Origin of the sequence: Rouxiella badensis (genome assembly GCF_002093665.1) — a bacterium.
Lineage (GTDB): Bacteria > Pseudomonadota > Gammaproteobacteria > Enterobacterales > Enterobacteriaceae > Rouxiella > Rouxiella badensis.
This window is the reverse complement of record NZ_MRWE01000012.1, coordinates 88,990-111,235: the sequence shown is the minus strand read 5'-3', so window position 1 is coordinate 111,235 and position 22,246 is coordinate 88,990. Positions and strand designations below refer to the sequence as shown.

Sequence of the window (22,246 nt, the reverse complement as noted above, 5' to 3'; positions counted from 1 at the left end):
CTTGTGCAAATTTGGCCACCCAAGATTCACCTGCAGCCGATTTGCTTCTATCAGGAGCCTTTAAGTGATCAGTGTTTTCGACATGTTCAAGGTGGGTATTGGCCCGTCCAGTTCCCATACGCTCGGCCCAATGAAAGCCGGCAAACAATTCGCCGATGATCTGTTGGAAAAAAACCTGTTGCCTAACGTGACCCGCATCGCGGTCGACGTCTATGGTTCATTATCTCTGACCGGTAAAGGTCACCATACCGACGTGGCGATTATTCTGGGCCTCGCCGGTAACAGGCCGGATACGGTCGACATCGACGCCATTCCACACTTTATCAAAGACGTTGAGCAACGCCAGCGCCTGCCTATTGGCGATACCCACCACGAGGTAGATTTCCCGCGTGATACCGGTATGGTATTCCGCGGTGAAAACCTGCCGCGCCATGAAAACGGCATGCAGATTCACGCGTTCGTTGGCGAGCAGATGGTTTATAGCAAAACCTATTATTCGGTCGGCGGGGGTTTTATCGTCGACGACGAGCATTTTGGTCAGCCGGTACTGGACGAAGTCAGCGTGCCTTACGCCTTCAATTCGGCCAGCGAAATGCTGCAAAAATGCCGTGAAACGGGCCTCTCATTGTCGGGACTGATGATGAAGAATGAGCTGGCGCAGCACAGCAAAGCCGAAATCGACAAGTATTTCGAGTCAATCTGGCACACCATGCAGGCGTGTATCGACCGCGGCCTCAATACCGAAGGCGTGTTGCCGGGTCCGCTTCGCGTTCCACGTCGTGCCTCGGCGCTGCGCCGCATGCTGGTGTCGAATGACAAACTGTCGAATGACCCCATGCACGTCATTGACTGGGTCAATATGTTCGCGCTGGCAGTCAACGAAGAAAATGCCGCCGGTGGCCGCGTGGTCACGGCGCCGACCAACGGGGCCTGCGGCATCGTTCCTGCGGTGCTGGCCTACTATGACAAGTTCATTGGCTCGGTCAGCCCAGACATTTACCAGCGTTATTTCCTGACTTCGGGCGCCATCGGCATCCTTTACAAGATGAACGCCTCGATTTCGGGTGCGGAAGTTGGCTGTCAGGGAGAGGTCGGTGTGGCATGCTCGATGGCAGCAGCGGGTCTTACCGAACTGCTTGGCGGCAGCCCGGAGCAGGTGTGTGTAGCGGCTGAAATTGGCATGGAACATAACCTGGGTCTGACCTGTGATCCGGTCGCCGGGCAAGTTCAGGTTCCATGCATCGAACGTAACGCGATCGCCTCGGTGAAAGCCATCAACTCGGCGCGCATGGCGCTGCGTCGTACCAGTGAACCGCGCGTCTCGCTGGATAAAGTTATTGAAACGATGTACGAGACCGGCAAGGACATGAACGCCAAGTATCGTGAGACCTCACGCGGCGGTCTGGCTATCAAGGTACAGTGTGACTAAAGGCTGAGTGATATTTTACTCCCAAAAAAAGGGCAGGTTTCGATAAGAAGCCTGCCCTTTTCTATTCTGATTACGGATTACTCTTCTTCATCACGCATCTCGTTGGACGATATCTTGGTAATACGCACACGTTCGATGCGATATTCAGAGACCTCGATCACCTCGAAGCGCAGCGGAGGCATCTCGATAACTTCGCCTTCGAACGGCATCTGACCGGATTCGGACAACAGCAGTCCGGCAAGGGTCGCGTAATCGGCGTTTGGACTCACCAGCTCATAGGTGTTGAGCAGCTGTTCCAGCGAATGAAGGTCGGTACCGCCCTTCGCCATCCAGCCGTCGCCGTCTACCACGACATCCGGCGTTTCGTCTTCGTCAGGGAATTCACCGGCGATAGCTTCAAGCACGTCGAGCGGCGTCACCAGCCCTTGAATGACACCAAACTCGTTGCTCACGACGACCAGACGCCCCTTGGCACGACGCAGCACGGCCAGCAGCTTGATGACGTCCATGGTTTCGGGCACCACGATCGGCGGCGTTTTCTCCGCGAAGGCAACAATGTCTTCACCGTTTTCCAGCGCCACCAGCAAGTCTTTCGCCCGCACCACGCCTATCACGTCGTCCAGCGACTGACGGCAAATTGGGAACAGGCTGTGCGGCGTGTCCAGCAATTGTCGTCGAATCTCGTCGGGAGAGCGTTCGCAGTCTACCCAAGAAATGTCGTTACGCGGTGTCATGATGCTGCGCAGCGTTCGGGAGGCAAGCGTCAGTACACCGCTTATCATGAAGCGCTCTTCTTCGGCGAAGGTTTCTTGTTTCGGCTCAGCGGTGTCGTGTGCGTCTTCTTGCTGCACGTCGCTGTCGCGTTTTCCACCCATCATGCGGAAAATAGCTTCAGCGGTGCGTTCGCGCAGCGGTCGATCTGACTGATGCTTAATAAAGTTTCTGCGCGCAATCTGGTTGAACAACTCGATCAATACCGAGAATCCGATCGCCGCATACAGATAACCTTTCGGAATATGGAAACCGAAACCTTCGGCTATCAGGCTCAAGCCGATCATCAGCAGGAAGCTGAGGCACAGGACAACCACCGTAGGATGCGCGTTAACGAAACGCGTTAGCGTTTTAGAGGCCAGCAGCATCACGCCCATCGCGATGACAACGGCGGTCATCATAACCGCGAGGTTATTCACCATGCCGACAGCGGTAATCACCGCGTCGAGCGAGAATACGGCGTCAAGCACCACTATCTGTGCCACTACGGCCCAAAATCCGGAATAGCCGCGATTATTACTTCCTAACCCATTGTGGCCTTCCAGCCGCTCATGCAGCTCGCTGGTCGCTTTAAACAACAGGAACAGCCCCCCGACCAGCAGGATAAGATCGCGCCCCGAAAAGGTAAATTGCGCGATGCTAAACAGCGGCGTCGTCAGTTTCACCATCCAAGAGATAAGCGAAAGAAGGCCCAAGCGCATCACCAGCGCCAGTGATAAGCCAATGATTCTCGCCTTGTCGCGCTGTTTCGGCGGCAGTTTGTCGGCCAAAATAGCGATAAATACCAGGTTGTCGATCCCCAGCACGATTTCCAGAACGATAAGCGTCAACAGGCCGACCCAAATCGAAGGATCCATTAAGAATTCCATTGCAGTCTCCGAAATTCGGCGCAGCGGCCATGACTGAGGTGTGTTGCTTTATGGGGAGTTGATAATGCTGAGGATTCAAATGCGGTTAAACGTCTTCGGTGACAGTCCATAGGGTGGGCTGATGCCCGGCACTCCTGTGTAATAATTGGAAATACAATGTAACAGGTCTATTTGTTTTAGAAAAGCGTCTTTTAGAGCAGGTCCCTTCATCCCTGCCTATGCTCAATGTTGTTTTATGCGGTAAATCATTTAAATCGTGAAAACCGGGTTAACGCGGGGTAATTCGTCTCTGAATAGCAGACAGGGGTCACAAAATTTATTTTTTCACGCACTAAAATAAATCCAGTCGATACTTTCGACAGATTTTTTCGATGTTTGGTTATTGATTTTTCAGAAACAAAAGGATTAGAGAGTTTTTTTAACTCAAAAATAATGTAGGGAACACAGCATTCGTCAAGGGAATCTGTTGGCGAATTAAAAAAGCTTTATCACTAAGTGCAGGACTCGCAAAGCGGGTCACAAGAGGAGGTAGCAGGTGAGTATAGCTATTATCATCGGCACTCATGGTTTGGCGGCTGAACAGCTGCTAAAGACGACGGAAATGTTAATAGGTGACCAAGAAAACGTCGCCTTTATCGACTTCGTCCCAGGGGAAAATGCCGATACACTGTTTGAAAAATATAATGTAAAACTTGAACATCTCGACACCAGCAGCGGCGTTCTGTTTCTGGTTGATACCTGGGGCGGCAGCCCGTTCAACGCCGCTAACCGTATCTGCGTTGATCGCGAAAACTACGAAGTCGTTACCGGCGTTAACGTCCCTATGTTGGTCGAAACCTTTATGGGACGCGACGACAACCCATCCCTCAGTGAACTGACAAGCATTGCGCTGGAAACCGGCCGTCTTGGCGTCAGAGCGCTGAAGTTTGTCGAACCGGAAGCCCACGCTGAAAAACCCGTTACTGCCCCGGTGGCTGCTAAACCTGCCGCGCCAGCCAAAGCCCTCGGCCCGAATGACCACATGAAAATCGGCCTTGTCCGCATCGATGACCGTTTGATCCACGGCCAGGTCGCGACCCGCTGGACCAAGGAAACCAACGTTAACCGCATTATCGTCGTCAGCGATGAAGTCGCCGCCGACACCGTGCGCAAAACGTTGCTGACCCAGGTTGCCCCTCCCGGTGTCACCGCCCACGTGGTTGATGTTGCTAAGGCCATTCGCGTCTATGACAACCCGAAATATGCCAGCGATCGCGTGATGCTGCTCTTCACCAATCCTACCGACGTCCTGCGTGTGGTAGAAGGCGGAGTCAAAGTCACGTCGATCAACATTGGTGGCATGGCCTTTAAACAGGGGAAAACCCAGGTCACCAATGCCGTCTCCGTTGATCAGAAAGATATCGAAGCATTTAAGAAATTAAATGAAAAAGGTATCGAACTCGAAGTGCGCAAAGTGTCTTCAGACAGCCGTGTGAAGATGATGGATTTGATTAACAAGATGAATTAGGAGAAGGTCAATGGAGATCACCACACTACAAATTGTGCTGATATTTATTGTCGCATGTATTGCAGGGATGGAATCCATCCTCGATGAATTTCAGTTTCACCGTCCGCTCGTCGCCTGTACCTTGATAGGTATTGTTCTCGGAGATATGAAAACCGGGATCATTATCGGGGGTACGCTGGAAATGATCGCCTTAGGCTGGATGAACATCGGTGCTGCCGTTGCACCAGATGCCGCCCTCGCCTCAATCATCTCTACCATTCTGGTTATTGCAGGTGGGCAGTCGATTGGTGCCGGTATCGCGCTGGCTATTCCGCTGGCCGCCGCCGGTCAGGTATTAACCATCATCGTCCGTACCATTACCGTCGCCTTCCAGCACGCCGCCGACAAGGCTGCCGAAAAAGGGAATCTCAGTGCGATTTCCTGGATACACGTCTCCGCGTTGATTCTGCAGGCGATGCGTATCGCTATCCCTGCGGCGATTGTAGCGGTTTCAGTCGGTACCAGCGTGGTTCAAAGCATGCTGAACTCAATCCCTGAAGTGGTAACCAGCGGTCTTAACATCGCAGGTGGCATGATTGTGGTTGTTGGTTACGCCATGGTTATCAACATGATGCGTGCTGGCTACCTGATGCCTTTCTTCTATCTGGGCTTCGTGACCGCCGCATTCACCAACTTCAACCTGGTTGCGCTGGGCGTAATCGGCGTGGTGATGGCAGTGCTTTATATCCAGCTGAGTCCAAAATACAACAAGTCTTCACAGGCTGCCGGACCGGCTCATGGCGTTAACGACCTCGACAACGAATTGGACTAAGGGTGAGAGAAATGGTTGATCAAACTCAAGTAAAAAAACTCACGCCTGGCGATATTCGCGGTGTGTTTCTACGCTCCAACCTGTTCCAGGGTTCATGGAACTTCGAACGTATGCAGGCACTGGGCTTCTGCTTCTGTATGGTGCCAGTCATTCGTCGTCTTTATCCTGAAAACAACGACGATCGCAAACAGGCGATTAAACGCCACCTGGAGTTCTTTAACACCCACCCTTACGTCGCCGCCCCAGTATTGGGGGTAACGCTGGCGATGGAAGAACAGCGTGCCAACGGCGCACCTATCGACGACGCGGCCATTAACGGCCTGAAAGTCGGTTTGATGGGGCCGCTGGCTGGCGTAGGTGACCCTATCTTCTGGGGGACGGTGCGTCCGGTATTTGCAGCGCTTGGCGCGGGAATTGCAATGAGTGGCAGCCTGCTTGGCCCGCTGCTGTTCTTCTTCCTGTTCAACCTGGTTCGCCTGCTTAACCGTTATTACGGCGTGGCATACGGCTACAAGAAAGGGGTCGATATCGTTAGCGATATGGGCGGCGGCTTCCTGCAAAAACTGACCGAGGGGGCGTCCATTCTCGGCCTCTTTGTCATGGGGGCATTGGTCAATAAGTGGACCCACGTAAACATTCCGTTAGTGGTGTCCAAAATTACCGACCATACCGGGCAAACAACGGTGACCACGGTTCAGGGCATTCTCGATCAGCTGATGCCTGGCTTGGTGCCGCTGCTGCTGACCTTCGGCTGTATGTGGCTGCTGCGTAAGAAAGTCAATGCGCTGTGGATTATCATGGGCTTCTTCGTACTGGGTATTTTCGGTTATTGGATTGGCCTGCTGGGTCGCTAAGCGCTGAACATCCACCGGGGGTTTCAAAGCCCCCGGTTTTTTATTGGGAGAAAGGGATGTCGGTCACAGATATTGCGTTGATCATTTTTATTATTTTTCTGCTGGCGTATGCGATTTATGATGAATTCATCATGGACAAACAGAAGGGAGAAACCCTGCTTAGGGTTAAGCTACAGCGTAGAAACAAGCTTGATGCGATTATCTTTATCGGGCTACTGGCCATTTTGCTCTATAACAACCTGAATGCCCACGGCAGTACCGTGACCACCTATTTGCTCATTAGTCTGGCCCTGATTGCGTTTTATAACTCCTTTATTCGCTGGCCCAAGATGTTGTTCAAAGCGGGCGGATTCTTTTACGCCAATATCTTTATCACCTATGACAGAATCAAGGCGATGAATCTGTCTGAAGACGGGATTTTGGTGATTCAGCTCGAACAGAAGAAACTGCTGGTGAGGGTTCGCGAGTTAGACGACCTTGAGAGAATTTACAAGCTGATGGTTAACTTCCAGTAAGGCTGTTACCCCCCCAACATTCATTGAAATCAGGCGGACTCTCCGCCTGACTGACTCTCGAATAACCTTTAAGCGTCTACCTCGTCTTTGCGACGAAACAGGCTAATTACAAAGTCCGTTTCGCAGGCAAAGGCTTCGCGCTGAGAAAGACTCTGCATCAACGCTTCTGTGGCGCGCCATGCAAAGGGAGTCATCTGCAATAAATCAAACGCCTGCTTGCCATCAAGGGCCATCTCATAGCCGAGCGACTCGGTGCTGATGCGTTCAAAACCTTCGAGACTCTCTTCGGCGTCGCTGTGAAGCTGAACGTCGGCATAAATGCACGCCTTCAGCTGATACAGATGCCTTGGCCCCGGTGCAACGGTAAGCACCAGCCCAGAGGATTTCAGCACACGATGCAGCTCAGGGGCCTTGCAGGGGGCGTAGATGCGCACAATGGCGTCCAGAGAGTCGTCGGCGAAAGGCAGACGATGGCTCGAGGCCACGCAAAATTCGACCTGGTGATAGCGTTTTGCCGCATAGCGAATGGCGACCTTCGAGACATCAAGACCGTAGACCTGCATCTTGCGGCTGGCATTGAGCCCCTGCTCTATCGCCGAGGTGTAATACCCTTCCCCACAGCCGATATCCAGCAGCGCGTCGGCATCGCTCCCCAGATGCTCATTGAGCAGCGCCACCAGCCTATCCCGCAGCGGCTGATAGTGGCCTCCTTCAAGAAAGGTTCGCCGTGAGAGCATCATTTCGGCGCTATCGCCAGGCTGCTTCGAACGCTTGTGTTGGACCGGGAGCAGGTTGACGTATCCCTCTTTGGCATTGTCGAACTGATGATTATTCTCACAGCGCCATTGTTTATCAAGGCGTTGCAAAGGGAGATGACAAAGAGGACATTGATAGGTCATGCAGGTTTCCAGAAAGGTGAAGACCGGGAATAGTGACACGCCGGTGTCTTGCAGGGTTGCTGGCGCTAAGTCTAAAGAAGCCGACTGCCAGTTGCAACTTTTGCCCTTATCGGGCGGGGACATAGATGAAAATGCGATGGTCAGCGGCCTGCGAGGCTACTACACTGCTTTGACGCGCTTTCTGAATCTTTCCCATTAACCGATGTTTTTAACCAAAAGTGATGTCATGAGTGATATGTCTACCCTGCTCAGCCAAATTCCCGCCGTCAGGCACGGTTTTGGCAGTAAAGAAGCGTTATTACCCGAATCGCTCCAGCCATATAGCGCTACCCTGCCCGAAAAAAAACAGGTGCATGGCGTCAGAATTGTCGATGTGATGCAGCCGCAGCAGGCCTGTGGGGAGGCAGACGGATTCTATACCGAACAGCCGGGAATTCTGCTTACCGTCTTTACCGCCGATTGTTTGCCGATAGTCTTCAGCCATCGTCAGGGAAAGGCGGTTGCCGTAGTCCATGCAGGCTGGCGCGGACTGCTCAATGGAATCATTGAGCAGATGGCCGCTCGCATTAATCAGCAGAGTAATACGCAGGATTGGGTGGCATCTATTGGCCCTGCCATAGGGGCGTGCTGCTATGAGGTGAGCGAGGAACTGGTGATTGAGTTTAGGCGTGGCCTGGATTTACCGCCGACGTTGATTTCACCCTCTTACCGCCATCTGGATCTGCCCGCCATTGCGTTTGCCAAACTGACCCAGGCCGGATTCTCCGCAGTAGACTTTGCGGGCAGCTGTACCCTTTGTACTCAAAATCCGCGCAATGAGCTGTCAGCACCGAAATTCAAATACACCAGCTTTCGTCGCAACAGCCTACAGCGCGCGAGAGACCCTCAGATTCCAGGCATCAGTGGCCGTAACCAACAATCAGGTATTCTCATCCTGCCTGCGTAAATGTGCAGGGGACAAAAACAAAAAACCCGCACATTGGCGGGTTTTTTTTACAGCTAACGCTGCTTAGATTGCAGTTACGTTAACTGCAGATGGGCCTTTCTGGCCATCTTGGATTTCGAACTCAACGTTCTGGCCTTCAGCCAGGGTTTTGAAACCGTTACCCTGGATTGCAGAGAAGTGTACGAACACGTCTTTGCTGCCGTCAGCTGGAGTGATGAAACCGAAACCTTTAGACTCGTTGAACCACTTAACTTGACCTTTGATCTTTGCCATTTTGAGTATTTCCTTTGGATTGTTTAAACCGCCCTGCGGCGTTACACAGACAAACTTGAGTCGTTACTGCTTGAGGCACCAAGATAAAAATCGGCAGAGAAGCGGTATTCAACGATAACGTCTTTACTCAAAACTTCTTTACTGAAAATGCCACACATATACAGAACTGTACCTCGTTTTACCCAGATGCGTTATCACATACTCTGAATTCAATGGCAAGCCATTTTTAATCAGCGATGGACTTGTCGCACATATTTGAGCCGGTTAATCGCACTTACTGTTAAGTAAGGCGAAAATAGGTTGATAGGTCTGCTATTTTCTGCTTTCAACAAAGCAGGGCTGACAATCAAATCTATAACCACTCAAACTAGAGTATTGATCAATAAACGCTAAACCGTAAGACTAAAAATCAGCTTTAATTGAATCATTATTGTATTTGATATAACACAAATCGATTTTACGCAAGTTTTTCAACACTTCTGGTGGCAAATTAAAACCTGATTTCAACTCGCCCTCTTCAGTCATAGCAGGGTTCTCTTACACATTGTTAGCCCGGCGCGCCCGTCAAAGAGGCGTTACGGCGAAGCCGTGCAATTGCACAAAGGATGTACAGGCTTCTAAAGAAATTGATTGTATAACTACTCGTCAAAACAGGCAGTAGAGTACTACTGTGGTGCAAAATAATTGCTGCACTCTATTCTACTGCACCTTTAGCGTGCGCATTTAGAATGCGGAAATAGGAGATCAAGAATGTAATAAAATTCGTCAAAGAGAACTTTTTTGATCCGGATCAATAAATAAGCACTTTGCAATAACCCTTATACTGCATGAGATTTACAGGCCAGTGAATTTTATATTAAAGCATTTGCACAAAAATCAGACGGCATATTCAAATTAACGCATAGCTATTTCAATATTTAAATTTAGAATAACCGTGAGCCATGCTGCATTTCTATTATTTCCCCTCATTATTTTGCGGTTTTTGTTCTACGCCCGGCACACATTTTCTCATCCTTCATCACCCAAGCACGCGGGGACCCCAGAGCCGGAGCAGCTTACGGGGAAGCTCCCGCTCAGTGGGCAGAGTGACAAAGGTGAAATCCTCTAAACGCCATGGGGAAAATCAAATTATGTTTGGAAAGAATGGCAATAACGAGACTTAACAACCCATTGTTCTGAATAGTGGAACTATGACTATCATCAAATGTGAAGCAATAAAGTAAACAAAATGTTAATCATTTATACAAGAATCGGTAAGCGACGGGAAATCTCGACTAGTTTTTGCATGAAAAAATATCTCGTTTGAAGAAATGAAGGCGCTATTTCCTACAGGTAAGAAAATAAAACGCCCACATTTTTACAGCGAAATATGTTCGCCTATTTTTAGCGGCGCGAAATTTTCACCGCTGAGACCGCCCTCTTCAATCGCGACACGTAATTCCTTTGGCGGTTCATCGAGAGACTCATCGGCCAATTCAAATACCCCCCAATGTATGGGGACGGCACGATGACATTTCGTTTCCTTGAACACCTGTACGGCCTGCTGCGGGTCCATGTGATGAGAATGCATGAACCATCTTGGTGCATAGGCGCCAATCGGAATTGCCGCAATATCAAAGGGCCCCAGACGTTCGCCAATCTCGGCAAACTGGTCGCTGTAGGCGCTGTCACCGGAAAAATAGAAGTTTAGCTCATGGTGTTTTACCACCCATCCACACCACAGCGAGCGATTGCGGTCCCAGGGCGTGCGCATACTCCAGTGTCGTGCGGGTACCGCATGGAAGCTCACCCCGTCAAGCACCAATGCGTCCCACCAGTCCATTTCTTCGATGTAATGAGCCCCCTGGCGTTCCAGCCAGGGTTTCATGCCCAGCGGCACCATAAAGATACTTTGTGGGAAACGTTTGACCAGCTTGCGAATGGTCGATTTATCCAGATGATCGTAGTGATTATGGGAGATGAGGACATAGTCGATCACCGGTAAATCGGCCACCGTCACTGCGGCAGGCGTCTTACGTTTCGGGCCATAAAAACTCAGCGGCGAAGCACGTTCAGACAGCGCGGGATCAGTCAGAATATAGCGACCTGCTACACGCAGCAGCAGGCAGGCGTGCCCCAAAAACCACAGTCTGTCTTCGGTCCCGCTAAAATCGGGTTTCTGGCACCACTCGCGAATGAACTGCTCATATCCCCTGCCAGGCGGACGCGGAAATCCCTGCTTTTTGCGCTCCTGACGCCAGCGTTTGAGATCTCCCTCTTTTCGCGTTTCGGGTTCAGGATTAGTAAATCCGTACGGCGTATGGTGAGGTTTTGCAGGATCATAATAGGGATTTTTTTCGGCCATGATTTCCCTTATCGATAAATTTTTTGTAGGAAAAGTTGATAAAAAACCAACCTCTTTCTCTTTAGTAGCATAAAGGTTTGAAGGTTTTCACTACAAAAAGTGCAAGACGGTGTATGTAAAGCCACTTAAGCTAATGTCAGGAATTTTTAAGCGATACTCAGGCAAAAAAACCCCGCCGACGAGGTTAAGCGTCGGCGGGGTTTGCGGCTATTACAAAAACAGGTTAGTCAGATGTCTACACTGTCAGCCTGGACTCAGGCTGCCATCCCACAAAGCTTGGTAAGGTTTCGGGCTCCAATCATTAATGTCGCAACGTAAGACTGCCTGCGCGTAACGACTTCTACGGCAACACGCGTGTCTTTGTATTTGATCAGGTAAGTTGAGGGCCAGCCCTGGCGTCTTTTACCGAAGGCTTTTTCATGACTGTCTATGGCTGCATGAGCCACGACCAGATGAGAGAGAGTTTTATCACCTTTAATGATGCGCTTCATAATGGACTCCGCCTTAGACACTACTGTCAAAATGAGGAAACATTAATCACTTGATACGCATCGCTTTATGCGATGCTTATTCGAATCACTGCTTTGTATATAGCTTGTAACAGAATGAGTATCTCTGCGCTTTTTGTTACGCGCAAGTCTTACTTAACAAGAAACAAATCATTGCCGCACGGAGTGGCCTGGCGCAACGGGCCTGCCATTGGCCTTCGGCGCTTGAAATCTGCGCAGACCAGTCTTTACTCTCTGGCAATTCAATGAAATTAAGGCTTATTTTATTGGCGCAGATAATCGGCCAAGCGTCGGAGGGGTTGTTGCAGTAGTCTTTTCCTTTCACACCGCCGTAGGGATACCATTTATCTGGATCTTCTCCAGTCAGTAAAGCGATGTTGTGATTCAGTTCGTTGTCGTGTTCTTCAGACCATTTAATCATCTGGTAATCATCCTGCTGAGTTGTTATTGAACAAGTTACAGCAGAAATAAGACACTTTTATGAACGAAAAAACCGCCTGTTGAGAGCGGTTTCTTCTTTCAACCCGTTATTTTTCGAACGATATGATTATCTTTCCGGGATGAAGCCCTTGAGGCTATACGCAGAGTCGTCATCGTTGTTCTCCAGAGAACCCTGACCTTGCGCTTTGACTAACTGCTCCAGCAGTTCGGTTTGACGGCGTTGCTGATCGGCAATTTCAGTCAGCAGCTGCACCTGTTGATTCGCTTTGACACTGGAACGGTTGACAACAAACCATACCAGTAAAAATAACAGTGCGCCCAAGAGGCTCAGCACTATTGGGGCCAGACCAGATTGGCCAATTACTTGATCGAACATTGACAACCCTACAACGTGATTAACCAGACGAGTATCTTATCATCGTCTGCTGTACAGGGAAGGTATTCACAAAAAAACAGAAGCTTCTGACAGGCTTTTGGCACTACCAGGGAATAAATGAGGTCACTGAACAAATCCCGAGATCGAAGTTACCGCCTTGATCGCAATAGCTGTTAAGTGCCAGTAGATAAAGCCCAATACAGAGCAGCAGGAAAACGATGAAAGCAGCGATTCTCCTGACAGAAAAAATGGGTTTTTTCAGTTTTATGGCAGATCTCTTAGGATTTATCACGCGCTTATTGCTGCCCAATATCTGCGTCCGAAAGGAAGTAAAACATAACCTATCCTACTCTGTATAAGTTAAACAATATTAAAACGGAGCAGTCCCAATGAACTCATTAGCCGTTTTAATGCATCTGACGATCCTTTTTTTCATGATTTTTTTCAGAGAATTAGAGAAGCGTTGCAGAGCAGTATACGATTATACTCAGTGTCGGCTTAAGCCATAAAGGGAGTGTAAGAAATGGGCGTCATTAAAACAATAATCGTACTGGCGGTGATTTATGCTGTTTTCCTGTTTTCAGGCTATGGGGTAACCGTAGGCAGCAGTGAAAATGCAGCGGGACTGGGACTTAAATGCCAATATTTGACGGCACGCGGAATTGTTGATTCGCAGTATCTCCACTCTGACAGTGGTATCGTTGGCGTAGCAAAATGCCCGATTCTGAAACAGGTCAGCGAGGTGGTAGATAAGTCATAACATCCTGTAAAATAGAGAATAACCCGCAATTTTCTGCGGGTTATAACCACACTTCTTCTTTCTTAGCTGTCGTGCTTGGTAAACTTGAGCTCAATCAGCGAAATCGCTTTCTCAATCGCACGACGAGTAACAGGATCGGCACCGGCAGGATGGGTGCTAAAATCGATACTTTTCAGTTGGTGAGACATTTTGTCACGCACTTCGGTCGGCGCGATAACGTCAATAACGTCCAGAATTTGTTTAATAACCAGCTGGCACGCAACCAAATCTGACTCAAGTTCCTGCTCTTTAGATAAGCTCTCTGACATCCCCGTAACTCCTCGGTACTCAATTTAAGCGTAAAAAATTCGGCGCAAAGGATAACACGTCGCTGTTGAATTTCATCAGAGCTTCTATGCTTAATGAGGTAAATTGCAGAGGAGGCAATGATGTTCGCACTGGTTCTCACAGTATGTTATCTGGGTGGTGGATGCGACGATATGGTGGTCGATGCCTTTGATACAGTTCAGGAATGCCACATCGCCATGCGCCAACAGGGGCTGCATCAGGCAGGGTGTTATCCCATTGAAGAGTTTATCGATGGCGACTGGATCCCTGCTCATTCCCATGCTGATTTTTAAAACTTAAGCGCCGTTAACGCAAATCCAATCATTAAACGTTGATTATTCTTAGCAATAGCGCTATCAATTACCTGTTATTCATTGATATTTAATATATTAATTGAAATAGGAAAATAGCGATGCAAAGAAGCAACACCTTCGGAAAACGACTTCCTCTTGTACTGTTGGTTTCAGGCTTTTGTTTATCTCCGCTAATGGCTCAGGCAGCCACCGTACCTCAGGGCGTCGTGCTTGCTCAAAAACAGGAAATTGTGCGTAACAACGGTTCTGAACCTGCCACCCTGGACGTTCATAAAGCCGAAAGCAATGTGGAAAGCAACATCCTGAGCGACCTGTTTGTCGGATTGGTCAGCATCGATGATAACGGTAATCCGCGCCCTGAATTAGCGGCAAGCTGGGACACCAAAGATAATAAAACCTGGGTGTTTCATTTACGCCCGGGATTACGCTGGTCGGACGGCTCACCGATTACTGCGCAGGATGTGGTTTACAGCTGGCGACGTCTTATCGATCCCAAAACCGTCTCCCCTTATGAAAGCTACCTTGGCACGGTGCACGTGTTGAACGCCGACAGCATTATCGCAGGTAAAACGTCGCCCGACAGGCTCGGCGTCAAGGCGCTAGATGCGCAGACCGTGCAGGTTGAGCTCGACCGTCCGATGTCCTACTTCCTGCAGATGATCTCACACTATTCTCTGTTCCCGGTCAGTCAGGCCGACGTTGAGAAGTATGGCGATAAATGGACGCAGCCGGGTAATCTGGTCAGCAGCGGGCCTTTCAAGCTCAAAAGCTGGACAGTGAATGAGCGCGTGGTCGCCGAGCGCAACCCGAATTACTGGGATAATGCGCATACCGTTCTTTCACAGGTCACTTACTTGCCCATTGCTTCAGGTGCCGCAGACGTCAACCGTTACAAGGCCGGTGAGATTGATATTACCCTGACCATTCCTGAAGTTCAGTTTGCCTCACTGAAGAAAGAGCTGGGTTCGCAGGTTCACACCAGCCCTTACCTCGGGGTCTATTACTACGCGTTTAATAATCAGAAACCGCCATTTAACGACGTCCGTGTACGTCAGGCGTTGAGTCTGGGAATAGACCGCGGCATCATCGCGGATAAAGTGTTGGGTCAAGGCCAAACGGCGGCGTATACCATTACCCCAGATAATACGGGCGGCTACACTTTCAAATTACCGGCTGTCGCCAATATGACGCAGGATCAGCGTAACGCCGAGGCCCGCAAGCTGTTAGCCGAGGCCGGATTTGGTCCACAGCATCCTCTGAAATTCAATCTGCTTTATAACACTAGCGAATCACACCAGCACATCGCGATTGCAGCCGCCTCAATGTGGAAGAAAAATCTGGGCGTGACGGCAGTGTTGCAGAATCAGGAATGGAAGACCATGCTGGATACCATGCATCAGGGTAACTACGACGTGGTGCGTTATGCATGGATAGCCGACTATAATGAACCCTCGACCTTCCTGAATACTTTCCGCAGTGATAACAGCGAGAATACCCCGAAATTCCACGACGCCGACTATGATAAGGTGCTCGACGATGCGCTGGCGGCCACCAGCAAAGATCAGGTACAAAAGGACTATCAGAAGGCTGAGGATATTCTGAATACTCAGGCCCCGGTGGTTCCGCTTTATCACTATGTCAGCGCCAAGCTGGTTAAGCCTTATATCGGCGGCTTTGATGACCACGATCCGCAGGGAAGGGTTTTTGCAAAAAATTTGTATGTGATTAAACACTGATTTTAGATTCTACTCAGACTAAAAAGCCCCGCCAACTCTCTGAAAGGCGGGGCTCATTTCGAAATTCCCCTCGATGTTGCCGATAATCCGCCCCCAACTGTTCGCCGAATAGGCCTTGCCACCGGTGTCTCAGATGATAAATTGAACATCATTCGTACAGACGGGAGGCCTTATGCAATTCTCGGAAAGCGAGATCCAACCCCTTTGGGACGAAGTTGCTCGCATTATTGGTGAGGGAGTGATTGAGCTACGCCATCGCGGCGAGCCCCTCACGGCAGATTCGTTAATTGATTATCTGGAACATAAACTGAGCACTGCGGGCGTTCAGCAGCGTATCTTGATTGGGGCTGCGGTTAACCTGCTAAAAGCAGACAGGCGCTCATAGCCTGTTGATGCTAAAGGGTAAAGCAGCGCTGTCTTGTCCAGGTTAGCGGGATTGAGACGCACGCCCTTGAGCAAACAGGAAAATGCGCTGGGTAATATCATCGGCCCCGAGGATATTGCCTTTCTGCTCGATATTGGCTCTGGCATAGGCGATATCATGGGCTTGATCGACCATATGGATCACCTTGTCACGCGTGGTTTTATCAAGATTGCCCAGTAGCGTGGTCAGGATTGCCTGATAAGCATTCGATGCATAGGTAAGTTGTTTTTCGCGCTCTTCCAGCGCGTCAATACGCGCCATCAGCACCTCAAACTGCTCTTGATTGGACATAGCGGCACCCCTCTTTGTCTCGCAGTGAAAACTGTTGCGGTGATATTGAGTGAATTTCATACAGTTTATTCCACTTTAGAACAAAATCTGCGGTAAACCAATCCCGCTCCTGCACAAATAATGACAGGACCGTGCATATAATTGTAAAGGTCGGCAGGCTTTTATTCCCTTCTGTGCTCTATATTCAAGCTCAAAGGCTACATGATGCGTAACATAAGCAGTAATTGCTTACAGAAGGCACCATGACAGCAGGCTGGAAGTTATGACATGTTAATAATGAGTCTATTCTTTCCTTTGGGGATATAATTCTATGCGTAAGATTTCCTGTTGCTTTATCGTTTTCGCTACGCTGATGTCAGCAACGACTTTTGCTCACGCTGAAGGCTGCCTGAAAGGCGCGGCCGTTGGCGCTGTCGCGGGCCACGTTGCGCATCACCACGCCGTATTAGGTGCCGTTGGCGGCTGTGTCGTCGGCCACCACATGGCGGCAAAAGCCAAAAAAGAGAAGGCCGCCGAAGCGCAGAAACAGCAGTAATCTGCCGGGCTGCTTACAGCAGACTGTAAGCGAATAAAAAGGGAGCCCTCAGGCTCCCTTTTTTATGTATTCCGGTTTCCCGAAATTACATATTGGCGATCATCGCATCGCCGAACTCTGAACATTTCAGCAGCTTAGCGCCTTCCATCAGACGTTCGAAATCATAGGTCACGGTTTTCTTGGCAATCGCCGCTTCCATGCCTTTAACAATCAGGTCAGCCGCTTCGAACCACTCCAGGTGGCGCAGCATCATTTCCGCAGAAAGGATCACTGAGCCTGGGTTCACTTTGTCCTGACCGGCATATTTCGGTGCAGTACCGTGGGTGGCTTCAAACAGCGCACAGTCGGAACCAATGTTGGCCCCCGGCGCAATACCGATACCGCCAACCTGCGCCGCCAGGGCGTCAGAGATGTAGTCGCCGTTCAGATTCATACAGGCAATCACGTCGTATTCAGCAGGACGCAGCAGGATCTGTTGCAGGAACGCATCGGCAATCACGTCTTTAATGATGATATCTTTGCCGTTGTTAGGGTTCTTAATTTTAACCCAAGGTCCGCCGTCGATCAGCTCACCGCCAAACTCTTCGCGAGCCAGCTGGTAACCCCAATCCTTGAACGCACCCTCGGTGAATTTCATGATGTTGCCTTTGTGTACCAGCGTCAGTGAATCACGATCGTTAGTGATGGTGTATTCAATCGCTGCACGTACCAGGCGTTTAGTGCCCTCTTCGGAACATGGCTTCACGCCGATGCCGCAGTCATGAGGGAAACGAATTTTGTTTACGCCCATCTCGTCTTGCAGGAACTTAATGACTTTATCCGCTTCGGCAGAACCGGCTTTCCATTCGATACCCGCATAAATATCTTCGGAGTTCTCACGGAAGATAACCATATCAATATCTTCAGGGCGTTTAACCGGGCTCGGCGTGCCGGTGTAATAACGCACAGGACGCAGGCAGATATAAAGGTCAAGCTGCTGGCGAAGTGCGACGTTTAAAGAACGAATACCCCCGCCGACCGGAGTGGTCAGTGGACCTTTAATAGCAACGCGATATTCGCGGATCAGATCCAGCGTTTCCTGCGGCAGCCACACGTCCTGGCCGTACAGCTCTACAGATTTCTCACCGGTGTAAATTTCCATCCAGGAAATTTTACGCTCACCGTTGTAAGCCTTCTGAACAGCTGCATCGACAACTTTAAGCATTGCCGGGGTTACATCAACACCAATACCGTCACCCTCAATAAAAGGGATAATAGGATTATTTGGAACAACCAGTTTACCTTTGGCATCAACGGTAATCTTGGTACCTTCAGTAGGGACAACAACTTTGCTTTCCATTAATCTCTCCTTTAGCGCACTATTTGTTAATGATTTGTAAGATGCGAGTCAATACTACTTGATTATTTTCACGACGCCAATCGCAAACAATTTTCAAGTATAATGCGCTAATTCTCGGCTACTTCAACGACTATGAAAAAATTCCCTTTTAAAAATCACCAAGTTAAACGTTTCAGCACCAAGCCACATCGGGAAAGCACTTCGTTGAAAAAAGAGCGTAAAGTCCTGCTTTTCAACAAGCCATTCGACGTGCTGCCGCAGTTCACCGATGAGGCAGGTCGTACCACTTTGAAGGATTTCATCCCCGTGAGCGACGTGTATGCGGCGGGTCGTCTGGACAGAGACAGCGAAGGCCTGTTGGTGCTGACCAACGACGGTCAACTCCAGGCTGCGTTAACCCAGCCGGGAAAACGGACGGCCAAGGTCTATTACGCGCAGGTGGAAGGTGAGCCGGACGCCCTCTCTTTGAAAGCGTTTCGCAGCGGGCTGGAGCTTAAAGATGGTAAAACGCTGGCCGCAGGCATTGAGCTTGTTCCCGAACCCGAGTGGCTATGGGCGCGTGTTCCGCCGATTCGTGAGCGTAAAAGCATTCCCACCAGCTGGCTCAAAATCACGCTATATGAGGGTCGAAACCGTCAGGTTCGTCGCATGACGGCAAACATCGGCTATCCTACATTACGACTTATCCGCTACAGCATGGGCGACCTGACGCTCGATAACCTGGCGCCGGGACAATGGAAGGAAATACCTTATGTTTAGACCCAACGTCACCGTTGCTTGTGTTGTGCAGGCAGAGGGGCGGTTTTTGCTGGTTGAAGAAATCATCAACAACAGGCTGACGCTGAACCAGCCCGCCGGACATCTCGAGGCCAATGAAACGCTGCTCACCGCCGTGCGCCGCGAGCTGTTCGAGGAGACCGGCATTGACGCATCGCCGCAGTTTTTTCTCGGCCTGCATCAGTGGCAGGCGCCCGATGAGACGCCTTTTCTGCGTTTCACCTTCGTGATTGATTTAGCGGAAATCGTGCCGACTTTCCCGCAGGATAGCGATATTTCTGGCTGCCGCTGGCTCACCGCCGACGAGATCTTCAACGCTAAAGAACTACGCTCACCGCTGGTTGCCGAGAGTATTCGCCTGTATCAGCAGCCCGCGCGCTACCCGCTGGCGCTGTTCGGCAATTACAACTTGCCCGACTAACGTCCTATCTCCGTCTTGCGCACCAATCACCGGTGCAGCAAGGCGGCCAACGTGATAAAATTCTGCCTGCTATTTTTTATGCCCCCGAACAAAACGTCGTTGGCACGCGGCCTTCATCCTCGTGTGGACGGCGTTTAACGGGTTATGACTCTATGTTTTGGAACTGCTATGTCAGACAACAGCCAGAAAAAAGTGATCGTCGGAATGTCCGGCGGCGTCGACTCCTCGGTATCTGCCTACCTGCTGCAACAGCAGGGATATCAGGTCGAGGGACTCTTTATGAAGAATTGGGAAGAGGACGACGATGAAGAATATTGCTCCGCAGCCACCGATCTTGCCGATGCACAGGCGGTAAGTGACAAACTGGGTATCAAGCTGCACACCATCAATTTTGCGGCAGAGTATTGGGACAACGTGTTCGAACATTTCCTGCAGGAATATAAGGCAGGACGCACGCCAAACCCGGATATTCTGTGTAACAAAGAGATTAAGTTCAAAGCGTTTCTCGAGTTCGCTGCCGAGGACCTGGGCGCAGACTATATTGCCACCGGTCACTACGTCCGTCGTCACGACGTTGACGGTCAAAGCCAGCTGCTGCGCGGTCTGGACGGCAACAAGGACCAGAGCTACTTTCTTTATACGCTGGGCAGCCATCAGATTGCCAAAAGCCTGTTCCCGGTGGGTGAGCTTGAAAAGCCAGAGGTTCGTCGCATTGCCGAAGAGCAAGAGCTGGTCACGGCCAAGAAGAAAGATTCAACCGGTATCTGTTTTATCGGTGAGCGTAAATTCCGTGACTTCCTCGGCCGCTATCTGCCTGCTCAACCTGGCGTGATTAAAAGCGTCGAGGGTCAAGAGATGGGTAAACATCAGGGCCTGATGTACCACACGCTGGGTCAGCGTAAAGGCCTCGGGATTGGAGGACAAAAGGACGGCGGAGAAGATCCGTGGTACGTGGTCGATAAAGACGTCGCCAACAATATCCTTTATGTGGCACAGGGGCACGAGCACCCGCGTCTGATGTCGGTCGGCCTGATTGCCCAACAGCTTGACTGGGTCGATCGCCAGCCGATTACCGCGCCGTTTAACTGCGTGGTGAAAACCCGTTACCGTCAGGAAGATATTCTGTGCGTGGTGACACCTCTGGATGACAACCGCATCGAGGTTCGCTTCGAATCACCGGTGGCAGCCGTCACCCCGGGTCAGTCCGCCGTGTTCTATCAGGGCGAAGTCTGCCTTGGCGGCGGCGTGATTGAACAGCGTATTCCGCTGACGCAATAAGCCTTATCAAGTCTCGCAATACCCGATAACGGCAACCGAATGCACCCCCAGACGCTTACACCCGTAAGTGACTGGGGGTGAACGAGAACTTTCAACGCCGTTGCAGCATGAAATCCTGAGGGGTTTAGCCCTGCCCGTTACTTAAATCCAGACTCCCTGCAAAAGCATTTAATTCAATCGCCTTGTGGCGGATAAAATCGAGCTTGGCCTGCGCATCCACGATGCCCCAGACGGTTCCCTGCTGCTGGCGATAAAAATTGTCCAACGCGTTAAAATACGATTTCTGATAAGTCAGCCAGTCGCGCTGTGACTGGACGATAGCCTTTTTAACCGCCGCCGGTTGCCCCTTGAGCAGCGCCTGATACTGTACGTTAAGCTCTTTGTCCCAGTCGGTGTAGCCCTGTTGCAGACAGGCCTCTGAATCCAGCGTCGAGACCGCCTTTTTTGAACAGGCCTCAATTTTTTGATCGATAGCCTTTCCCGGCACCTCGGCATGGGCGGCCAAAGCGGTCAGCAAAACACTCGGACACAGTATAAGCAGCCATAACTTCTTCATCTTTTATTCCTTTTTTATGAAAACGTAAAAGCAGGTTCTGCACGTATTCCGTGGGCAGACTGGCGTTTCGCCTCCTGATTAGCGCCTAGTTTAGGCTATCTCGCCCATTTTATCGGGCTAAGACTCGCATTCCCTGCTTTTCGGCGCTGTGTTTAGCCTGCGTTTTATGGCATGATCTGTCGCCATTAGTTTGGCGTACGCAAAAGTCACAGAATCTTGCCGTCGAATAACGCTTACAGGAGTAACCGTGGCCAAAAATTATTATGACATTACGCTCGCCTTGGCCGGAATGTGCCAGTCTGCGCGTCTCGTTCAACAATTGGCCCACGAAGGCAGCTGCGCGAAAGAAGAGATGATGGTCTCCCTGCGCAGCCTGCTCGAAATGAACCCGGCGTCAACGCTCGCGGTATACGGAAATAACGAAGCCAACCTGAAAATGGGGCTCGAAACCCTGCTCGGCGTGCTGAATGCAAATCGTCAGGGGCTGGGTGCCGAGTTGACCCGCTATACTCTAAGTCTGATGGTGCTCGAACGTAAGCTGCACGCCAAAAAGTCCTCGATGGAACAACTCGGGCAGCGTATCGACCAGCTCGATCGTCAGCTGGCGCATTTCGAGCTCGAGTCAGATCAGGTAATGAGCTCACTGGCCTCGATTTACGTCGATATCGTCAGCCCTGCGGGGCCAAGAATTCAGGTTGTCGGCTCACCGGCAATTTTGCAGAACACACAGATTCAGGCTAAAGTCCGTGCCTTGCTTCTCGCGGGTATCCGCGCAGCAGTACTTTGGCAGCAAGTAGGCGGTGGCCGTCTGCAGCTAATGTTTTCTCGTAACCGATTGTTCGAACAAGCGAAAACCATTCTCGCTCGTTGCTGAAAATCAGATTTGCCACACCTGTATCACGTAGGTGTGAAATTTTACTGTTAATAAGATCCTGGAGTTGCTA

28 protein-coding genes are annotated in these 22,246 nt (G+C 50.4%); 15 read left to right on the top strand and 13 right to left on the bottom strand.

Annotated features, from left to right (window positions below; all coding sequences use genetic code 11):
* The first annotated feature begins 64 nt into the window (after nucleotides 1–64).
* Nucleotides 65–1,429 (top strand): L-serine ammonia-lyase, encoded by a 1,365-nt coding sequence (locus tag BS640_RS09355; RefSeq protein ID WP_017491924.1) that lies wholly within the window; start codon nucleotides 65–67, stop codon nucleotides 1,427–1,429.
* Between the two features lie 77 nt (nucleotides 1,430–1,506).
* Here BS640_RS09355 and BS640_RS09350 read toward each other — a convergent pair whose 3' ends face one another.
* Entirely contained in the window at nucleotides 1,507–3,069 is a 1,563-nt protein-coding gene (locus BS640_RS09350; protein ID WP_026110537.1) for a TerC family protein, read from the bottom strand.
* Nucleotides 3,070–3,604: 535 nt separating this feature from the next.
* On the opposite strand from BS640_RS09350, the gene manX reads away from it, so the two are divergent.
* From manX to BS640_RS09330, 4 genes are read left to right on the top strand one after another with little or no spacing between them, the layout of a single operon-like run.
* On the top strand, nucleotides 3,605–4,576 hold the full coding sequence (gene manX, locus BS640_RS09345; RefSeq protein WP_084912434.1) for a PTS mannose transporter subunit IIAB: 972 nt from the start codon (nucleotides 3,605–3,607) through the stop codon (nucleotides 4,574–4,576).
* A 10-nt stretch (nucleotides 4,577–4,586) separates the two neighbouring features.
* Nucleotides 4,587–5,387, top strand: a complete 801-nt coding sequence (locus BS640_RS09340) for a PTS mannose/fructose/sorbose transporter subunit IIC (RefSeq protein WP_017491927.1) — start codon at nucleotides 4,587–4,589, stop codon at nucleotides 5,385–5,387.
* A gap of 11 nt (nucleotides 5,388–5,398) precedes the next feature.
* Nucleotides 5,399–6,241, top strand: coding sequence for a PTS mannose transporter subunit IID (locus tag BS640_RS09335; protein WP_017491928.1), 843 nt, complete (start codon nucleotides 5,399–5,401; stop codon nucleotides 6,239–6,241).
* 56 nt (nucleotides 6,242–6,297) lie between these two features.
* Nucleotides 6,298–6,756: a DUF986 family protein gene (locus BS640_RS09330; protein WP_017491929.1), complete on the top strand. Its 459-nt coding sequence runs from the start codon at nucleotides 6,298–6,300 to the stop codon at nucleotides 6,754–6,756.
* Between the two features lie 68 nt (nucleotides 6,757–6,824).
* Here the strand turns inward: BS640_RS09330 and rlmA are convergent, their stop codons facing one another.
* Nucleotides 6,825–7,655 carry a 23S rRNA (guanine(745)-N(1))-methyltransferase gene (gene rlmA, locus BS640_RS09325; RefSeq protein ID WP_084912433.1) on the bottom strand — a complete coding sequence of 277 codons (831 nt, stop codon included), beginning with the start codon at nucleotides 7,653–7,655 and terminating at the stop codon, nucleotides 6,825–6,827.
* Between the two features lie 226 nt (nucleotides 7,656–7,881).
* Between rlmA and BS640_RS09315 the strand changes: the two genes are divergently transcribed.
* On the top strand, nucleotides 7,882–8,601 hold the full coding sequence (locus BS640_RS09315) for a purine nucleoside phosphorylase YfiH/LACC1 family protein (RefSeq protein WP_084912432.1): 720 nt from the start codon (nucleotides 7,882–7,884) through the stop codon (nucleotides 8,599–8,601).
* 63 nt (nucleotides 8,602–8,664) lie between these two features.
* Here the strand turns inward: BS640_RS09315 and cspE are convergent, their stop codons facing one another.
* The 7 genes from cspE to mgrB form a co-directional block, all read right to left on the bottom strand.
* Entirely contained in the window at nucleotides 8,665–8,874 is a 210-nt protein-coding gene (gene cspE, locus BS640_RS09310; protein ID WP_002221949.1) for a transcription antiterminator/RNA stability regulator CspE, read from the bottom strand.
* A gap of 41 nt (nucleotides 8,875–8,915) precedes the next feature.
* Nucleotides 8,916–9,032 carry a DUF2627 domain-containing protein gene (locus tag BS640_RS09305; protein ID WP_081601405.1) on the bottom strand — a complete coding sequence of 39 codons (117 nt, stop codon included), beginning with the start codon at nucleotides 9,030–9,032 and terminating at the stop codon, nucleotides 8,916–8,918.
* 1,199 nt (nucleotides 9,033–10,231) lie between these two features.
* The gene (locus BS640_RS09300; protein ID WP_084912431.1) at nucleotides 10,232–11,218 is read right to left on the bottom strand and encodes an MBL fold metallo-hydrolase; all 987 of its coding nucleotides are present in this window, start codon (nucleotides 11,216–11,218) and stop codon (nucleotides 10,232–10,234) included.
* Between the two features lie 254 nt (nucleotides 11,219–11,472).
* A complete protein-coding gene (locus BS640_RS09295; protein ID WP_017491935.1) occupies nucleotides 11,473–11,709 on the bottom strand; it encodes a DUF4060 family protein in 237 nt (78 codons plus the stop codon).
* A 136-nt stretch (nucleotides 11,710–11,845) separates the two neighbouring features.
* Nucleotides 11,846–12,148, bottom strand: coding sequence for a phage protein NinX family protein (locus BS640_RS09290; protein ID WP_084912430.1), 303 nt, complete (start codon nucleotides 12,146–12,148; stop codon nucleotides 11,846–11,848).
* Between the two features lie 126 nt (nucleotides 12,149–12,274).
* Nucleotides 12,275–12,544 carry a YebO family protein gene (locus BS640_RS09285; protein WP_017491937.1) on the bottom strand — a complete coding sequence of 90 codons (270 nt, stop codon included), beginning with the start codon at nucleotides 12,542–12,544 and terminating at the stop codon, nucleotides 12,275–12,277.
* Nucleotides 12,545–12,647: 103 nt separating this feature from the next.
* Nucleotides 12,648–12,776, bottom strand: coding sequence for a PhoP/PhoQ regulatory lipoprotein MgrB (gene mgrB, locus BS640_RS09280; protein WP_376783539.1), 129 nt, complete (start codon nucleotides 12,774–12,776; stop codon nucleotides 12,648–12,650).
* A gap of 291 nt (nucleotides 12,777–13,067) precedes the next feature.
* Between mgrB and BS640_RS09275 the strand changes: the two genes are divergently transcribed.
* Nucleotides 13,068–13,304, top strand: a complete 237-nt coding sequence (locus BS640_RS09275; RefSeq protein ID WP_017491939.1) for a YobH family protein — start codon at nucleotides 13,068–13,070, stop codon at nucleotides 13,302–13,304.
* Between the two features lie 62 nt (nucleotides 13,305–13,366).
* On the opposite strand, the gene BS640_RS09270 is transcribed toward BS640_RS09275, so the two are convergent.
* Nucleotides 13,367–13,612: a DUF2766 family protein gene (locus BS640_RS09270; RefSeq protein ID WP_017491940.1), complete on the bottom strand. Its 246-nt coding sequence runs from the start codon at nucleotides 13,610–13,612 to the stop codon at nucleotides 13,367–13,369.
* A gap of 120 nt (nucleotides 13,613–13,732) precedes the next feature.
* Between BS640_RS09270 and BS640_RS09265 the strand changes: the two genes are divergently transcribed.
* From BS640_RS09265 to BS640_RS09255, 3 genes are all read left to right on the top strand, one after another.
* Nucleotides 13,733–13,924 (top strand): YdfD/YebW family protein, encoded by a 192-nt coding sequence (locus BS640_RS09265; protein WP_017491941.1) that lies wholly within the window; start codon nucleotides 13,733–13,735, stop codon nucleotides 13,922–13,924.
* Nucleotides 13,925–14,043: 119 nt separating this feature from the next.
* Nucleotides 14,044–15,681 carry an ABC transporter substrate-binding protein gene (locus BS640_RS09260; protein ID WP_084912429.1) on the top strand — a complete coding sequence of 546 codons (1,638 nt, stop codon included), beginning with the start codon at nucleotides 14,044–14,046 and terminating at the stop codon, nucleotides 15,679–15,681.
* A 172-nt stretch (nucleotides 15,682–15,853) separates the two neighbouring features.
* On the top strand, nucleotides 15,854–16,066 hold the full coding sequence (locus BS640_RS09255) for a hypothetical protein (RefSeq protein ID WP_017491943.1): 213 nt from the start codon (nucleotides 15,854–15,856) through the stop codon (nucleotides 16,064–16,066).
* Nucleotides 16,067–16,108: 42 nt separating this feature from the next.
* Here BS640_RS09255 and BS640_RS09250 read toward each other — a convergent pair whose 3' ends face one another.
* Nucleotides 16,109–16,396, bottom strand: coding sequence for a hypothetical protein (locus BS640_RS09250; RefSeq protein ID WP_017491944.1), 288 nt, complete (start codon nucleotides 16,394–16,396; stop codon nucleotides 16,109–16,111).
* A 310-nt stretch (nucleotides 16,397–16,706) separates the two neighbouring features.
* On the opposite strand from BS640_RS09250, the gene BS640_RS09245 reads away from it, so the two are divergent.
* Nucleotides 16,707–16,931 (top strand): hypothetical protein, encoded by a 225-nt coding sequence (locus tag BS640_RS09245; RefSeq protein WP_017491945.1) that lies wholly within the window; start codon nucleotides 16,707–16,709, stop codon nucleotides 16,929–16,931.
* Nucleotides 16,932–17,016: 85 nt separating this feature from the next.
* Here BS640_RS09245 and icd read toward each other — a convergent pair whose 3' ends face one another.
* Entirely contained in the window at nucleotides 17,017–18,270 is a 1,254-nt protein-coding gene (icd, locus tag BS640_RS09240; RefSeq protein WP_017491946.1) for an NADP-dependent isocitrate dehydrogenase, read from the bottom strand.
* Between the two features lie 132 nt (nucleotides 18,271–18,402).
* Here icd and rluE point away from each other — a divergent pair, with 132 nt between their 5' ends.
* The 3 genes from rluE to mnmA all read left to right on the top strand — a co-directional run bounded on the left by rluE (nucleotide 18,403) and on the right by mnmA (nucleotide 20,746).
* A complete protein-coding gene (gene rluE / locus BS640_RS09235; RefSeq protein WP_017491947.1) occupies nucleotides 18,403–19,029 on the top strand; it encodes a 23S rRNA pseudouridine(2457) synthase RluE in 627 nt (208 codons plus the stop codon).
* A complete protein-coding gene (locus tag BS640_RS09230; protein WP_017491948.1) occupies nucleotides 19,022–19,468 on the top strand; it encodes an NUDIX hydrolase in 447 nt (148 codons plus the stop codon). Before rluE ends, BS640_RS09230 begins: the two co-directional genes overlap by 8 nt.
* Nucleotides 19,469–19,636: 168 nt before the next feature.
* The gene (gene mnmA / locus BS640_RS09225) at nucleotides 19,637–20,746 is read left to right on the top strand and encodes a tRNA 2-thiouridine(34) synthase MnmA (protein ID WP_084912428.1); all 1,110 of its coding nucleotides are present in this window, start codon (nucleotides 19,637–19,639) and stop codon (nucleotides 20,744–20,746) included.
* A gap of 124 nt (nucleotides 20,747–20,870) precedes the next feature.
* Here mnmA and BS640_RS09220 read toward each other — a convergent pair whose 3' ends face one another.
* Nucleotides 20,871–21,302: a lysozyme inhibitor LprI family protein gene (locus BS640_RS09220; RefSeq protein WP_017491950.1), complete on the bottom strand. Its 432-nt coding sequence runs from the start codon at nucleotides 21,300–21,302 to the stop codon at nucleotides 20,871–20,873.
* A gap of 247 nt (nucleotides 21,303–21,549) precedes the next feature.
* Here BS640_RS09220 and hflD point away from each other — a divergent pair, with 247 nt between their 5' ends.
* The gene (gene hflD / locus BS640_RS09215; RefSeq protein WP_017491951.1) at nucleotides 21,550–22,176 is read left to right on the top strand and encodes a high frequency lysogenization protein HflD; all 627 of its coding nucleotides are present in this window, start codon (nucleotides 21,550–21,552) and stop codon (nucleotides 22,174–22,176) included.
* The last annotated feature ends 70 nt before the right edge of the window (nucleotides 22,177–22,246 follow it).